At 70.0% G+C, this 14098-nt stretch carries 15 protein-coding genes and 1 CRISPR repeat array; of the genes, 3 read left to right on the top strand and 12 right to left on the bottom strand.

The window, feature by feature from the left end; translation table 11 throughout:
• Positions 1-14: 14 nt before the first annotated feature.
• The 6 genes from ACFY0O_RS36065 to ACFY0O_RS36040 form a co-directional block, all read right to left on the bottom strand.
• Positions 15-482 carry a hypothetical protein gene (locus tag ACFY0O_RS36065; RefSeq protein WP_388954938.1) on the bottom strand — a complete coding sequence of 156 codons (468 nt, stop codon included), beginning with the start codon at positions 480-482 and terminating at the stop codon, positions 15-17.
• Complete coding sequence (locus ACFY0O_RS36060; RefSeq protein WP_388954935.1) at positions 482-1012, bottom strand: dCTP deaminase; 531 nt, start codon at positions 1010-1012, stop codon at positions 482-484. The genes ACFY0O_RS36065 and ACFY0O_RS36060 overlap by 1 nt, the downstream gene beginning before the upstream one ends.
• Positions 1013-1022: 10 nt before the next feature.
• Positions 1023-1559, bottom strand: a complete 537-nt coding sequence (locus ACFY0O_RS36055; RefSeq protein WP_388954934.1) for a deoxycytidine deaminase — start codon at positions 1557-1559, stop codon at positions 1023-1025.
• Positions 1556-2113, bottom strand: a complete 558-nt coding sequence (locus tag ACFY0O_RS36050) for a hypothetical protein (protein WP_388954931.1) — start codon at positions 2111-2113, stop codon at positions 1556-1558. Before ACFY0O_RS36050 ends, ACFY0O_RS36055 begins: the two co-directional genes overlap by 4 nt.
• A 645-nt stretch (positions 2114-2758) precedes the next feature.
• Positions 2759-3052, bottom strand: coding sequence for a hypothetical protein (locus tag ACFY0O_RS36045; RefSeq protein ID WP_388954928.1), 294 nt, complete (start codon positions 3050-3052; stop codon positions 2759-2761).
• A complete protein-coding gene (locus tag ACFY0O_RS36040; RefSeq protein WP_388954925.1) occupies positions 3049-3321 on the bottom strand; it encodes a hypothetical protein in 273 nt (90 codons plus the stop codon). The genes ACFY0O_RS36045 and ACFY0O_RS36040 overlap by 4 nt, the downstream gene beginning before the upstream one ends.
• 529 nt (positions 3322-3850) lie before the next feature.
• On the opposite strand from ACFY0O_RS36040, the gene ACFY0O_RS36035 reads away from it, so the two are divergent.
• The gene (locus ACFY0O_RS36035; protein WP_388954922.1) at positions 3851-4717 is read left to right on the top strand and encodes a helix-turn-helix domain-containing protein; all 867 of its coding nucleotides are present in this window, start codon (positions 3851-3853) and stop codon (positions 4715-4717) included.
• Positions 4718-4722: 5 nt separating this feature from the next.
• Entirely contained in the window at positions 4723-4914 is a 192-nt protein-coding gene (locus tag ACFY0O_RS36030) for a DUF397 domain-containing protein (RefSeq protein WP_388954919.1), read from the top strand.
• A 160-nt stretch (positions 4915-5074) separates the two neighbouring features.
• On the opposite strand, the gene ACFY0O_RS36025 is transcribed toward ACFY0O_RS36030, so the two are convergent.
• The gene (locus ACFY0O_RS36025; protein WP_388954916.1) at positions 5075-6196 is read right to left on the bottom strand and encodes a methyltransferase domain-containing protein; all 1122 of its coding nucleotides are present in this window, start codon (positions 6194-6196) and stop codon (positions 5075-5077) included.
• 7 nt (positions 6197-6203) lie between these two features.
• On the bottom strand, positions 6204-6350 hold the full coding sequence (locus ACFY0O_RS36020) for a hypothetical protein (protein ID WP_388954913.1): 147 nt from the start codon (positions 6348-6350) through the stop codon (positions 6204-6206).
• 228 nt (positions 6351-6578) lie between these two features.
• Between ACFY0O_RS36020 and ACFY0O_RS36015 the strand changes: the two genes are divergently transcribed.
• A complete protein-coding gene (locus tag ACFY0O_RS36015) occupies positions 6579-7871 on the top strand; it encodes a helix-turn-helix transcriptional regulator (protein WP_388954911.1) in 1293 nt (430 codons plus the stop codon).
• A 641-nt stretch (positions 7872-8512) separates the two neighbouring features.
• Here the strand turns inward: ACFY0O_RS36015 and ACFY0O_RS36010 are convergent.
• From ACFY0O_RS36010 to cas2e, 4 genes are all read right to left on the bottom strand, one after another.
• Positions 8513-10444, bottom strand: a complete 1932-nt coding sequence (locus ACFY0O_RS36010; protein ID WP_388954909.1) for an IclR family transcriptional regulator C-terminal domain-containing protein — start codon at positions 10442-10444, stop codon at positions 8513-8515.
• On the bottom strand, positions 10441-11046 hold the full coding sequence (locus ACFY0O_RS36005) for an RNA polymerase sigma factor (protein ID WP_388954906.1): 606 nt from the start codon (positions 11044-11046) through the stop codon (positions 10441-10443). The genes ACFY0O_RS36010 and ACFY0O_RS36005 overlap by 4 nt, the downstream gene beginning before the upstream one ends.
• Positions 11043-11222: a hypothetical protein gene (locus tag ACFY0O_RS36000; RefSeq protein ID WP_249764073.1), complete on the bottom strand. Its 180-nt coding sequence runs from the start codon at positions 11220-11222 to the stop codon at positions 11043-11045. The genes ACFY0O_RS36005 and ACFY0O_RS36000 overlap by 4 nt, the downstream gene beginning before the upstream one ends.
• A 1643-nt stretch (positions 11223-12865) precedes the next feature.
• A CRISPR array of direct repeats spans positions 12866-13565; the repeat unit is 28 nt; unit sequence GGACCATCCCCGCAGGCGCGGGGTCGAC.
• 21 nt (positions 13566-13586) lie between these two features.
• Entirely contained in the window at positions 13587-13892 is a 306-nt protein-coding gene (cas2e, locus tag ACFY0O_RS35995) for a type I-E CRISPR-associated endoribonuclease Cas2e (RefSeq protein ID WP_388954903.1), read from the bottom strand.
• Positions 13893-14098 lie beyond the last annotated feature (206 nt).

The following is a 14098-nucleotide window of genomic DNA, read 5'->3' as shown; positions in this document are numbered from 1 at the left end:
TCCTTGTTTGGCGTTCAGAGGTGGGTGGGCGATGTGGGCCACTTGGTGCCCACGTATTTGTGGGGCAGCAGGCCTGCCAGCGGTGTCAGCGGGTCCTCGGGGTCGGGCAGGACCACCGAGATGTGCGGGGCGTGGTCCAGGAGGAGCTCGCGGCACAGCCCGCACGGAGGCACGACGCGGGCGTACGGCGGTTCGGTGGGCTTGGGGAAGCGGACGGCCGCCACCGCGAGGAGGCTGGCGCTGGTGACCAGGCGGGCCGCGGACAGGGCCCCGGCCTCCGCGCAAACCGCCGCCCGCCCGACCATCGCGTCCACGTGCAGGCCCAGGTGCACCCGCCCGTCGGCGTCCAGGAGCGCGGCGGCGATCTGGTGGCGGGCCAGCACGTAGCGGTCCCGGATCGCCTCGAACGCCGCCGCCACCAGGCCGCGGGCGACGGGGTCGCTGTAGTCGGCGGCCGGGTGCGGGACCTCGTGGGCCGTCATCAGGATGCCGCCCTGACCGTGTCCAGGTGGATCTTGGAGGGCTGCGGGCCGCGCGAGCCCTGGTACTTGCCGTCGTAGAGGACGATGTCGCCCTGGACCCGGAAGAAGGCCACCTGCCCGAGCCGGTCGCCGGCGTACACCCGCAGCGGCTCCACGGTGTGGAGCTGGAAGGTGGTCTGGCCGATCGAGCCGATGTCGATGAGCTCGGCCGTGCAGTGGCTGAACAGGCCCAGCCGGGCGGCGCCCGATCGGCTGCTGATCCGCGGCACGTAGTGGTCGCTGCCGAGAACCTCGACGCTGGAGCCGAGGTAGACGCGGTGCGGCTCCAGAACGAACCCGTCCTCGGGGATCTCGACCTCGACGCAGGGGTTCTCTGCCCTGGTGTCGAGTACCTCGCCGGTGTAGTAGATGAGGGTCGGGCCCAGCGTCAGGTCGTAGCTGTTCGGCTGTACCTGTGCGCGGTGGAAGGGTTCCAGGACGAGGCGGCCGCTTTCGCGCTCGGCGGCGATGTCCGGTCCGGTCAGGATCACGGGAGGTCTCCTAGGCGTGAGTCAGGATGGCCGGGGCCAGCAGCCCGGGCGGGGGAACGGTGGCTTCGTTGATCCGGCCGAACCGGCCGGTGTACGGCAGCCGGCCGCTGGTGGCGGCCCAGAAGCTGACCTGGCCGATGACCCTGTCCGCGTAGACGCGCACCGGCTGGACGGCCTTGAACTCCAGCGTCCAGCGGTGGCAGGCCCCGATCTGCCCCAGGTCGGCGGCGTACTGGACGAACAGCCCCAGCCGGCCGACGGAGGACCGGCCGATCAGCGAGGGGACGAACTCGGTGCTGCCGATCTCCTCCACCGTGGTCCCCAGGTACACCCGCCCGGGCATCAGCACGATCCCCTCCTCGGGGATCTCGACCTCGTCCAGGTCGAGCTGCGCGTGGGTGTCGGCCGTCCCGGCACGGTGGGTCCGCAGCAGGGGTCCGAGCCGGTAGTTGTAGGAGACAGGGTTGACCTGAGCGGGGGTGAACGGCTCGATGGTCAGCACGCCCAGGTCGCGCTGGCGCTGGATCTCGCGCCCGGTCAGGATCACGAAATCAGCTCGTCGACCAGCAGTGCGACACGTGCGCGGAACTCGAAGAGGTCTCCGACGTTGTCAATCTGGCGCCACGGCTCCACCGCCATCGGCGCCTCTGTGGGGTGGCTGTCGTTGCCCAGGGCCAAGTCGCCGCGCGCCTTCCGGCGCGCGGTGCGCAGGGCCGTCGGCGCACTGATCTTGACAAGCCGAAAGCCGTTCCTGATCACCGTGTCCACGTCCGCAGCGCGCGCGTCATCGCACAGCAACACGGCCTTGGGGCTCCGCAGCTCTACCTCCTGTGCCCGCAAGGTGAACGGCTCCGTGAGCGCGGCCGCGTTGATCCGGCGCATCTCCGTGCCCAGCATGTTCAAGAGCTGGCCGTCCTGCTGGTTCTCGTTGCCCAGCGGGCGCCCGGCCAGCGCGTAGATGGCCCGCTGCGCCTGGTAGAGGGGTTCCGCCAGCCGCAAACGAACGACCTCGAATCCCTCGGCTGCGAACTCCTTGGTGAGCAACTCTGCCGCGGTGCTCTTCCCGGCCCCGGGCGGGCCGTACAGGGCGATCTTGTGCATGGGAAGTCTTCCTTTCTGCTACCGGGATAGGCGTGAGGTCCAAGTCACCCTGGCTGGTCGAGCCCCGGATCCGGCCGGTCTTCTTGGAGGAGGACGGGCTCCGGGCCATCTCCTGGTGGTCGTCGGCTCGGCCCGTACGACCTGGAGGCCGTCCCCGGGGCTGAGAGCGCCCTCGCAGCCGCTTTGGATCAGAACGCCGCGCCGGGCGCCGGCCTTGCCGGTCGAGTACGTGTGGCCGCGTCGTCGGTTCAGATCCTGCTGCCGTCGCGCAGGTCGATTTCGCTGGTAGTCAGGAGAATCAGATCGCGTCACCCCACGGCGCGAGGCGGAGCACGATGCCACCGGTGAGTGCGAGGCCGATCCAGTGGTGGAGCGGTGCGGCCATAGGAACGGTGCTTGAATCCTTGCGGACCGTTGACGGCCCGCTAGAGGGATTGATCCTGCCTTCTGGCCGGTCCGTTCCCGCATGGCCGCAAGGCAGGAGCTTGCGGACCGCAGGCCCGCGACCGGGGTTGGATTCCCGTTGCGGCATCGGGCGGGCCTGCGGTTCCGGAGGCCCCGCCGAGGAGGGAAGGGCTGCCGGTACCGGCACCTTCTGGTGTCGTTGCGGCTGCTGCCGGATTCGGAATCGTCCCGGGTCCCTGGTTACCGGTCCCCGGGCGGGATCTTGTTTGGGGCCTTCTCCTTGTCTCGTTCTCTCAGAGCCCCGTCGAGCTGGTTATGCAAAAGTTCCACCCGGCCAGGCAGGAGCCGCAGCACCGCCCGAGCCTTCGTGGCATCCCGGAAGACGACATCGACCGGCAGCAGCAGCAAGTCGTTCTTCCTGTCCCACAACGGGTCCTGGTGGATCGGCGTGACGAACGCGACCGCCGGCACACCGAACGGCGGCGCCGCCGGGTCGACAGCTACCTCGTCGCCCGCTTCACTCTCCGCGCTCACCTCAAGCCCTCCGCGTGCTCCAGCAGCACCAGGGCCACCCTCTCGCCCAGGTCCCGGATCTCCAGCTCGTACTCGTCCAGGTCGATGCTGATGTCCCGCATCGACCGCACCACCAGGCCTTCGGCGTACCCGGCGGTCACCAAGCGGCGCGCTTCCAGGTAGCCCGGCCGCCGGCGCGGGTCCAGCGGGCCCGTCGCGTCGGCGAACTCCCGGACCACCTGATGGCCCTCTCGCTCGGCGAACCGCCGCGCGGCCGCCAGCGCAACCACCGGGGACTCCCCAGGGGCAACGAGCGCGTACGCCACCAAGCGCCGCGTCCCGTCCCCGAGGCGGGCCCGCGCGGTCGATACCGCGTTGAACTCCCTACGGAGCTCACCAAGGACCCTCTCTCGGCTCCCTGCGACCCCCGCCGCGCGTGGGTCAACCGGATGCACGTTCCCATTTTGACCCGGTGGCCGGAAATTGCTGATCGTTCCCATCGGTGCCATCTCCCGTCATGTCGGGGGCGGTGTGAGCCCGGAGGTTCCGCATGCCAGAACGGAACCATCGCCGGCCTCACACCAAGGGGCCGTCGAAGCGGCCGACATCTACGTTCCACCCTTTTCGACTTGAATTTCAATCTGGATGCGAGGTGATTGCCTCCTGAAGGCAAAGTGGTATATGACAGACGCGAACCGAGGCCAACTAGCCGCGAACCGAGCAGTGTTCGAGGGACGCCGAGGGGCTTTCGAAGCCCACCGGGGCATCCCGGAGACGAACCGCCACGACGTAACGGCGAACCGAACTGGGGGTGACGAGGTGGCAGCGAACGTCGGCAAGACGTTCCTCCGGATCGTGCTGGGGCAGGAGCTCACGCGGCTGCGTGAGCGTGCTGGCCTGACGCTCGCTCAGGCAGGCAAAGAAGCAGGATGCGCCGGATCGGCCGTGCACAATGTCGAGAGCGGAACCACCGGCTTCCGGCGCATAGAGCAACTCGCCGCACTGCTCGCCGCATACAAGCTAGGCAAGGCGGATCGCGCGATGCTGATGGACTGGCATCGTCAGGCGAAAGGTGAGGACTGGTGGACCACCAGCGTCTCCCACCTCCCCTCCGGCATGAACCTCTACCTCGCCATGGAGTCAGGGGCCAGTGATGCGAAGTGGTGGTGCCACGGCGTCGTCAACGGCTTGATCCAAACTCCGGACTACGCTCACGCGCTGATCCGGTCCGCGAAGGTCGCCAACGACACGACGGAAGAGTTCATCGAACAGGCTGTCGACGTGCGCATCAAGAGGCAGAGACGAATCACTGAGGAAGGGATGGAGCTGACCTGCATCATGGACGAGGCCGCGCTGACCAACATGGTCGGCAGTCCCGAGCTCATGCGCAAGCAGCACCAGGCCATCGCTGAAATGAACGAGCTGCCCAACGTCACCATCCAGATCATCCCGAAGAGAGCACCCACCTATCGCGCTGTTGGCGGTGACTTCGGGATCTTCAGCTTCGCCCCCGAGCAGCGGCTGCAACCGGCAGTCGCCAGCGCCACGGTGGACGGCACCATGCGGGTCTCCTCGAAGGAGCGTCAGACCAAGCAGTTCCAGCGGCGCTTCGAGGTACTGGCTCAGGGCGCTTTGCCTCCCTACGAAACACCGAAGTTCCTTGAACAACTCTCACGAGAGGTCTGATGACCATGAGCACCACCACCCCGAACCAAGGCTGGTTCAAGTCCTCGTACAGCGGCGATGCCAACGGCAACTGCGTGGAGACCAATCCGCAGCCCGGCGCGGTCTACGTCCGCGACTCAAAACACATGGAAGAACCGAGCCACAACGTCCTCAACTTCTCTCCGCAGGCCTGGACGGAGTTCACCCGTACTCTCTAACCGGATGACGCGAGTATGACGTTCACCTTGAACACCAGCGGCCTCTAGTCTCAGACCGCGCCCTCCCCGCAGGCATCGGGGAGGGCACACCATCCAACCAGCTTGCCGCACGGCACCGACAGCGGACCGTCGCTGTCCCCAGGCATCTGAATGCCGAGCCTCAGGTTCGGTAGGGTCCGGATTCCGCAGCGTCGGCCCAAACGTGCTGCGTATCAGGTGTGACGGTCATCCCGAAGCTGAACAGGGATGGGGAACCATGACCCCTCCAGTGCTGAAGGCCCGCTTCGACCTCCGGCAGGAGGCGGCGGGGGCCACCTCCATGGGCCACGGTGGGGCCCGTCGCACCGGCGAAGGCGGTCGCCCAGGAGCTAATGCCGTCGTGGAGCTGTACGGTCAGGCCCCGCTCGCCCTGCTCGGTGGTGATCCGGATGTCCGGGTGGGACACGCGGAGGGCGAAGAGGGCGTCGGGCCCGGTGAGCGGTTGCAGGTCCGTGTCGAACTTGGCCTCGTGCTCGGGTCCCCCGTCACTTCGGATCTCGTGGAACTCGCGGCCCTGGTCGGTGCCACGGCTGGGCATGAACATCCCCAGGCCGTGTGCCCAGCCGGTCGCTGAGGAGCCGTCGTCTGCGACGGTGAGGGCGATGGTGCCCAGGCGGCCCCAGGGGAAGAGGATGATGCCGCCGGGTCTGGTTTGCTCGATCCATGCCCAGGGGACGGTGTCGACGGCATAGGTGGCGATGAGCCGGTCGTACGGCGCGCCTGCGGGCCAGCCAGCCTGTCCGTCGCCGGTGTGGACGGCCACGTTCAGCCCGGCCGCGGTCAGCCGTCGCTCGGCGGCTGCCGCGAGGCCGGGGTCGACTTCGACGGTGATGACCTGTCCGGCGCCGGCTCGCGTGGCGAGCAGCCCGGCATTCCAGCCGGCGCCCGTGCCGACCTCCAGGACCCGGTGGCCGGGCTCCAGCTCCAGCGAGTCGAGCATGTCCGCGACGACGGAGACGCAGGACAGGCTGGAGCTGGGCAGGCCGTCGAGGATCTGGGTGATCGCCGAGTCGTTCGGGCCGGCGTAGACGAGATCGGCCCAGGCATCCGGATCGCGGCCGAGCTCCACCGGCACGTACGCGTCCCGGCCGTCCCATGTCCACAGTCGGTCGGGGGCGTACTGGTGTCGCGGGACGCTCTCCAGGACGGCGCGGCGGACCCACTCGGAGTCCGCCGGCCATCCCTGGGCGTCCATGGCCTCCGCCAGCGCTCGGCGGCGCTCATCAAGACGCACAAGGGTCATCGGTCAGTCAGCCCCTGCGCTTGCCGGAGGGCGGCGGCGGGGAGTCGACCTTGCCGTCGGAGTTCCCGGGCGGCGGGGTTCCGCCGCTCAGCGGCGGGTTCGGCTTCGCGTGGCCCCCGCCCCCACCGCTGCTTCCGCCCTTGTCCTTGCCCATGCTGTGCTCCCCTCACGTAGGTGATGGCGCATCTGACTGGGCCCCCGCGGTGGCTGTTCGCCGCTGCGGTGCCCGTGACCACGACACCACACTCCGTGGCCCGCCCGGGATGCGAGGTGCAGATCACGCACGCCGTTTGCAGATTCTGAACACGCAGTGCGCATGGGCGCTCACTGCCTCTAGGGTGGGGGCGGCAGACCCCTGGCCGACCGACGGAGGGCGCGCGCCATGAGCACCGACCCGCTCTGGAACAGTCGCCGTGTCCTCGCCCTGGTGGAAGGGCATGACCCGGGTGGTCTCGTGCGGATCGGCCGGGAAGCTCTCGACCTCCGCCAGGGCGACCTCGGGGCCAGGCTGCTGTGCTCGGCCTCCACCGTCTCCCGCCTTGAGGCCGGCCACCACAATGACGTCCAGTTGCTGCGTCGCGCTGCCGAGGAAGTCGGGGTTCCTCTGGACCTGCTCGCGTCCTCCTTAGGGCTAAGGGCGCGGGCGCGCCCTACAGTTGAGCGTGATCCGTTGCCTGACCAGGAGGACCCGATGCGCCGCCGTACCGTCCTCGCAGCCGTCGGCCTCGCCGCGCCCGTGAACCTGCTGGGTGGCCTGGAGACAGCGCTCGCCAGCCCACCCGACCCCACAGGCTCCCCCCTGCCGCTCGACGCCCGGCTCGCCGACGCGCGCACCATGTTCGACAAGGGCTGCCACTCGACGCTGCTGGAGACGCTGCCGGGATTGCTCGGCGACGCCCATCAGGCAGCCAGCGACCGCCGGGATCTCGACTACGCGCGCCTTTCCTCCGCGTACACCCTCGCCGCGACCCTGCTGAACAAGCTCGGGGCATACGGAACCTCGAGGATCACCGCGGACCGGGCCGCCGCCTACGCCGAGGTCTCCGGATCCCCGCTCGCGGCCGCAGCCGCCGCCCGCGAACTCGCAGCCGTCCTGCGCCACCAGGGCCAGGAAGCGGCCGCCCAACGCCACATCGAGGCCGCCGCCGCACATGTGGAAACCACGGGCCTGACAACTGACGCACGGGCCTCCGCCTACGCCCAGATGCTCTGCACCACCGCATACACGGCCGCCATCGCCGAGGACCGCGACCAGGCCCTCACCATGATCCGCGAGGCCTCACGCGCCGCCCGCAACCTACCCCACCAGGCTCCGACCGGCCGCCTTTTCCCCATCACGCCGGCCTCCGTGGACCTCTACGCCGTCGGCGTGCACTGGGCCCTCGGCGACGCCGGCACCGCCATCGAAGCAGGCCGCAACCTTCACCCCAGCCAGTTCGCCACCGCCGAGCGCAAAGGCCGAATGCACACGGACCTCGCGCGGGCCTGGTGGCAGTGGGGGAAGCCCGAGGAGACCGCCACACAACTGCTGGCCGCAGCCCGCGTGTCGGTCGCAGAAGTACGCGACCGGCCCCCGATCCGGCAGATCGTCACCGAACTCGGCGCACGCCACCCCCGGGTCGCCGGAGTCCGTGAGCTGCTCGCGATCAGCGGCACCAGCCCCCGGCCAGCCTGAATACACGGCGATGAAGGTGAGCCTCAAAGCGCTCTTGCCTACCGCACTCCATTTCGTCGCGGGTCCAACACCGAGGCATTCGTTGCTCGTCCTCTTTGATCTCAAGGAGCTGGATGACAGCGGTGGGGTGGCTGCCGTACAGCCCGATCCAGTTGCGGTCAGTGCGTTCCGCCGTCGTGAGTATCTCCCGCTCGTGGGTGACCGCGGGACGTCGGGCGTGAAGCGGCACGGCCAGGTACCGGCCCAACCTCTGCTACTCCCCGCCGTTGCCGTCCGCCGATCGGACGTGTCGGCCGTCGGGCGTGACCACGATGCCGGATGGGCAGGCCGGGCACGAGTTCAGCCCCCGCGCCCACCGGTAGGGCATCGGCGCCTGGCTGACCGACTCCCGCACCTGTCTGCTCCCTCACATCCCCTCCCACCACACCGCGTCGCCCCGAGCACCTCCCCGGGCCGGGGCAAGGGCACCGGCCCCGGCCCGGAATCCGCGGACGGGCGGCGATGACGGCCCGACCGGATCGGGGGGCGCGGGGACGACGGGGACGGAGACGGGAGTGTCGTTGCTTGTCACACCACCCCAACGGCCCACCGTTCGACTCGGGCACGGTCCCCGAGGGGTTGGCCGCTGCGGCGCGGCGTGGTCAGGTCCTGTACACGGTGAGCTCCCCGGGGGTGTGGGTGGCGGGCCGTGCCCAGCCGGAGGGCGTGTCCTGCGGGGTGGGGTCGGCCGGGGGGCGGACGGTGAGGGTCTGGGGCAGGGTGAGGGCCGGGTCCTGGATCAGGCTGGGGGCCGCGTCGAAGTAGTAGAGGCTGGCTGAGGTGTCGTCGGTGACCAGGTGCGGGCCGGACCAGGCCAGGGGTGCGCTGCTGGTCGTTGTCGTGCTGGTCACGGGTTTGGTGAACATGCGGCGCAGGCGTACCAGGGCTCCGGGGGTGATGACGCCGTCGTCGGTGGTCTGGGTCAGGGGGGACGGTTCGACCTCCTCGTCGGGTCCTTCTGCGGGGATCTCGCCGGCCAGGAGCAGGGTGAGCATGATCGGGACGGCTTTGCGGCGCAGTTGCTGGGTGGTGTCGCCCAGGCGGTGGATGTGGTCGGCGGGTAGGGAGAGGGCGAGGGAGACGGCTTCGCCGCCGACGCTGACGGAGACGGCGGAGCAGCACCATTCGGCGCCGTATTCGAAGGTGTCATAGACGGGTGCGCCGGGGCGTAGGCGGCTGAGGCGTTCCAGGAGGGTGCGGGTGCTGGTGATCGTGCGCTCGGTGTAGGCCTCGGGCTTGTAGCGGGAGACGTGGTCGGCGTAGTCGGCTGGGTCGAGCTGGCCGAGGAGGGATTTGCCGATGGCGGTGGCGTGGCCGGCGTAGCGGAAGGGGATGTCCTCGCGGACTGGCGGGGTGGTGTCGGCGGTGGAGGCTTGTGGGATGCGGATGTCTCCGGCGGTGTAGCGGCCGAAGTAGATGGCGGCGCCGATCTCCTGGCGGATGATGGCGAGGGTGCGCTGGAGTTGGGCGGTGGCTCCGGTGCCGCCGGGCAGGGCGAGGCGGTCCAGGGCGAGGCCGGGGGCGAAGACGGTGTCGGTGATGGGGTCGGCGAACTCTTCCTCGCAGAGCATGCCCAGGATGGGGGTGAGGGTGGTCTCGGGCAGGCCGGTCTCCTGGCTGATCTGCCGGATGTCGGCGCCGAGGCGGTGGCCCTGCAGGACGCGGACGACGGCCAGGGCGCGGCGGGCTTCCCGCAGGGCCTGGCTCCTCGTCGGCGCGGGCGCGGGTGCGGGTGCGGTGGTGGTGACGGGCCGGGCTGTGGTGGGTGTGGTGTGGGTGCGTCGGCGCCGTGGGGTGTCGTGTGGCAGGGTGGGCTTGCCTTGGTGCCTGCTGCCGAGCATCCAGGTGCCGGGGGTGAGGGGGTAGTCCCAGGGTGCGGGCGGTGGCGCGGCGGTGAGGACGTGCTTGGCGAGGCGGGGGACGGGCAGGGGGATGTCGCCGAGGTCGGGGTGGGCGACGGTGGCGGTGCTGCGGGCCATGCGGGTGTAGGCGGCGGCCGGGACGGGTTCGGCGGTGCCGGCGTCCCACCAGGACGCGGGCATGAAGGGTGTCCCGGCGGGCTGGGCTTGGGCGGCCCAGTGCTGGGCGTCCTGGTAGTCGCCGTGGCTGCTGTGGTCGAGGTAGAGGCAGTAGGCGGCGGTGCGGTTGTCGGCGCCGGCCGCGTACTGCCACCAGAAGCGGGCGCCGCTCTGGTCGCCGGCTAGGTGCAGGACGCAGGCGAAGACGAGCGCGCCGGTCGCCAGGGTGATGTCGGAGGCGAACACCGCGAGCCGGGAGGCGGACTTCGCGGCGTGGACCGCGGAGACGCTCAGCGTCCGCAGGGCCTCGGCTGCCCGCTCGGGGTGGACGGGGTCCTCGGCCGCGGGGTCAGGCCACAACGGTCCGAGGCCGGCCGTGTACGCGTCGTCGGGCTCGGGGCGGGCGAGCAGGCGGGCGCGGGCTGCCTCACGGTCGGCGTGCGAGCGCCGGGCAGGGCGCTGCGGGCCGGCGCGCAGGAGGTCGTGGAGACGGCCGGCTTCGGTCCTTTCGCTCACGGGGTCCTCTCATCCGGGTGGTCGGTCTCAGAGTCGATGAGCCGCCTGATCTTCTGGATCGCCTGGCTGCGGGTGGTACGGATCGTGTTGGGGGCGACGCCCATGACTGCGGCGGCCTCCTCGTCGCTGAACCCGAGCCGGAACGTCATGGTCAGTACGTCGCGCTGGCGCTCGGTCAGATGCTGCATCGCCTGGTCCGCGACGATGCGCTTGGTGAGCTGGTCGTAGGCGTCCTCGTCGGCCTGCTCGGCGAAGGCCTCCATCTCGGTGAGGTCCCTGGGCTCGGGCCTCTTCTTCCGTTTGCGCCGCACGTCCTCGATCCGGAACTTCAGGATCCGCCAGGCGAAGCCTTCCGGGTTGTCCATCGACTGCATCCGCAGCCATTCCTTCCCGATCGACGCGAACGCCGCGTCCACGGCCTCGTCCGCGTCCGCGTCCGAGAAGCCGAGGGCGTCCCAAGCACTGGCCCAGTACAGGTCGTAGAAGAGGTCGTGGAAGTCCCAGTACTTCGCCTGAAGGCGCGCCGGCAGCTGGGCTATGAAGCGGGGGCGGTCAGGCAGGCCCACCGCCCCGCCCGACTCTTCCGAGCCCCCTTCGCTCACCTGTCCACCTCGTGGCGCAGGTCGTCCGGGCTGCCCGCGCGCGGAGGCGTGGCGGTGATGTCCGAGATCCCTACCCGCACCCCGGCGCTCAGCAGCCGGCGCCCGACGCGCAGGACGTCGGGGCCGAACACCCGGGCGGCCAGCAACATCTCGATGAACGTCAGGTTGTCCTGCACGTTCCCTCCAACAACGGAACCTGTCCGCCGCGGCCCCAGCAGCCCGGCGGTGGAAGCGGGCGCTTCCACCGGTAAAGCGTCACGAGGGGCCGATGTGTGCAGAGGGAAGTACAAGAAAATTTATTACGCATGGTAATGAAGCTGATGCTGCAACAGATGAGCGACAAGTGAACGTGATCCGGTCAGATTCGCTCGCTTCAGCACATTACCCCACGCATCGCCCCGGCGTATGCGCCGGAGCACCACCGACGCCATCCCCGGCGCACACCACGGTGCGTACGCAGGAACACCGGACCGGCGGCGGCACGGCGCCAGCCCCTGGCGGCAGCGGGCGGGCGTCACCAGCGGCCACCCGCACCCCTGTTGGCCTACAGCCGTTGGAAACGGCATGGGACGCATCAAGCCGAACCGCCCGCCCCGCCGCGCGAGGCAGGCCCAGACGTGCGCGCGCTGCCAGACGCCCACACCCCTGGACTGGAGCGCCGAGGAAGCCGCCGGCTGGAGCGGGCGCTGGGAACGCGGCCGGCTGCTGTATGTGCTGTGCCCGCCCTGCCACAACCGAGGCCGAGGTCAACGCGGCGGCGGTGAAAGTGGGGATGGACGGCGGCGGGCATTTCCACGCTGATCCCGTCGTCTGCCTGACCGGCACCGGAACGCCCCCGGCGACGTCCCCCGCGGTCCGGGGCACCATCGAGAACCTCGGCGGCACCGAGCACCTGCCCCAGGGCACACGATGCGTACCCGCCCCTGGAGCCGTGATGTCTACAGACCCCAGGCCTAGCAGACCAGTAGGTCAGACGGCCACCGGCTCTGGGTGCAGGGCACCCGTGGCCTCGTGCACACTCGCAGCCATCTTCTCCAGCGCAGCCCGGAATCCGGACGCGGTGGCATCCGGCTGGGCAGTGAGGGTCAGGGTGCGGCGTGTTGAGCAGTGCACACCGCAGGTGACTCGGGTTGCGGGCCTGTAGCCCCGTGCCTCCAGCAGCCATTCCGCGCTGGCCCGCCTATCCTGCGCAGGCGTGCAGTAGACGGGAGCACCCCCACTGCGCAAGGTGCGTGCCTGCTCCTCGGCGACGGTGGGTTTAGGAAGCAGAGGCCGGCCTGGCGGTGGTCGTGCCCCGTCTCGGCCAGGAGGCAGTCCCCGCACGACGCGCTCGTGGAGTACGCCAGCCGCGGCTTCCGCAAGCTGTGGTCGGCTGCGCACCGGGGCCTGGAGTGCTGTGGCGAGTGCTGGTAGGTGAGAGGCCCCCGTGCTGGAGCGGGTCAGGTAGAGGGTGAGGGAGAGGATCGTCCACCGGCCGGGCTGCTGCTTGAACCGGCTCGTGCGGTACCCGAACCCGCATTCCGCGGTGGGGATCCGGGTCGTGCGGCCGGTGGTCCAGTCGTGGACGGTGACGGCCGTGAGGGTGTCGCCGATGCCGTACGTTCCGGCGCTTTGGGCCGGAACGGCGCCTGCGGTGCCGGGGATCCCGCCCAGGTACTCGATACCGGAGAGACGTTCGGCGACGGTGTGGGCGGCGAGGTCGGCGAGCGGGTGGTCGGCCAGCGACAGTGACCTCGACCTTGTCGCCTACGAGGTGGCGGGTGCGGAGCCGCGGGTGCCCAGGTGAGGGGCCGGGTGATGCCCTGGTCAGCGGCGAGGGTGACCATCCCCCGCAGCCGCGGGGTCGACAGGGTGCCAGAGCTTGTCCAGGAGGTCCTCCACCAAACCATCCCCGCGAGCGCGGGGCGACTCCGACGTGCTCAACGCTCACGCCCTGGTGTCCGGACCATCCCCGCAGGCGCGGGGTCGACACCCGCCCGCCCTCCGTGGCCGAACGGATCGGAGGACCATCCCCGCAGGCGCGGGGTCGACGCGGCCGGCGATGCCCTCGCACTGCCGGGTGGCGGACCATCCCCGCAGGCGCGGGGTCGACAGGGGGGCCGCGGTGTGCCAGTCACGCTGGACCGGACCATCCCCGCAGGCGCGGGGTCGACATGGTCGCATACGCGCAGATGGGCCGCTCGGGCGGACCATCCCCGCAGGCGCGGGGTCGACGAGCGGGCAGCAAGTGGGCTCTGACCTGCTGTTGGACCATCCCCGCAGGCGCGGGGTCGACGGATTTGGGGAGGGCCACAGTTGTGTCGCCCACGGACCATCCCCGCAGGCGCGGGGTCGACTGGCGGCGAACGAGTCGGGCACGGCGCAGTTCCGGACCATCCCCGCAGGCGCGGGGTCGACGGCACCGGTCAGCGCATGGACACCGCCGGCGACGGACCATCCCCGCAGGCGCGGGGTCGACGCTCATACGGTGCGCGGCATGATCCCTACGCACGGACCATCCCCGCAGGCGCGGGGTCGACCCTTTTTGAACTGGGGGTTTGTCAGCGGAGATGGCTGTTTTCATTCAGTTGCTTTCGGGGGCGGGCTGACAGGATCAACCCGTCGAAGTCGACGGGCTGCCAGCGGTCACGGCCTGCGGTCCGGACGGCCCAGCCCTGCTCGTTGGCGGCGGGTTCGATGAGGATGGCTTGGCCGTCGCCGATTCTGGTGGCCAGGAGTTCCCACAGGCGGTCGCGGATCCGGCGGCTCGGGTTGCCGACGAATACTCCGGCGCTGGCCTCGATCATCCAGCGTGTGAGGTGTCCCCGCAGCCCTTCCGGGGCCGCGGTGAGGATGATGACGGTCATGGTGTCGGCTCGGCCTCGCTGGTTTCAGGTCCGATGATCGCAATGTGGTTGTCGGTCATTCCGTGTGCTGAAAGATCGGCGTGGCTGGCGTAGTTGGTGCCGCCCGCCACGGGGGCTGTCAATCGAAGGGTGTAACGGGGGTGGTTGGGGTTACTGGCGGGCTGCGGAGAGTCGGCCGTCGAAGGTGATGTCGAAGGCGTTCAGTG

Origin of the sequence: Streptomyces sp. NPDC001594 (assembly GCF_042893675.1) — a bacterium.
GTDB lineage: Bacteria > Actinomycetota > Actinomycetes > Streptomycetales > Streptomycetaceae > Streptomyces.
The sequence above is the reverse complement of the archived record's forward strand: the minus strand, read 5'-3'. Positions and strand labels throughout refer to the sequence as shown.

What these genes read in the sequence shown, in the direction of transcription:
- ACFY0O_RS36065 (WP_388954938.1), bottom strand. Translation starts at nt 482, where the DNA reads ATGACGGCCCACGAGGTCCCGCACCCGGCCGCCGACTACAGCGACCCC.
- cas2e (WP_388954903.1), bottom strand. Translation starts at nt 13,892, where the DNA reads ATGACCGTCATCATCCTCACCGCGGCCCCGGAAGGGCTGCGGGGACAC.
- ACFY0O_RS36015 (WP_388954911.1), top strand. Translation starts at nt 6,579, where the DNA reads ATGAGCACCGACCCGCTCTGGAACAGTCGCCGTGTCCTCGCCCTGGTG.
- ACFY0O_RS36050 (WP_388954931.1), bottom strand. Translation starts at nt 2,113, where the DNA reads ATGCACAAGATCGCCCTGTACGGCCCGCCCGGGGCCGGGAAGAGCACC.
- ACFY0O_RS36020 (WP_388954913.1), bottom strand. Translation starts at nt 6,350, where the DNA reads ATGGGCAAGGACAAGGGCGGAAGCAGCGGTGGGGGCGGGGGCCACGCG.
- ACFY0O_RS36025 (WP_388954916.1), bottom strand. Translation starts at nt 6,196, where the DNA reads ATGACCCTTGTGCGTCTTGATGAGCGCCGCCGAGCGCTGGCGGAGGCC.
- ACFY0O_RS36030 (WP_388954919.1), top strand. Translation starts at nt 4,723, where the DNA reads ATGAGCACCACCACCCCGAACCAAGGCTGGTTCAAGTCCTCGTACAGC.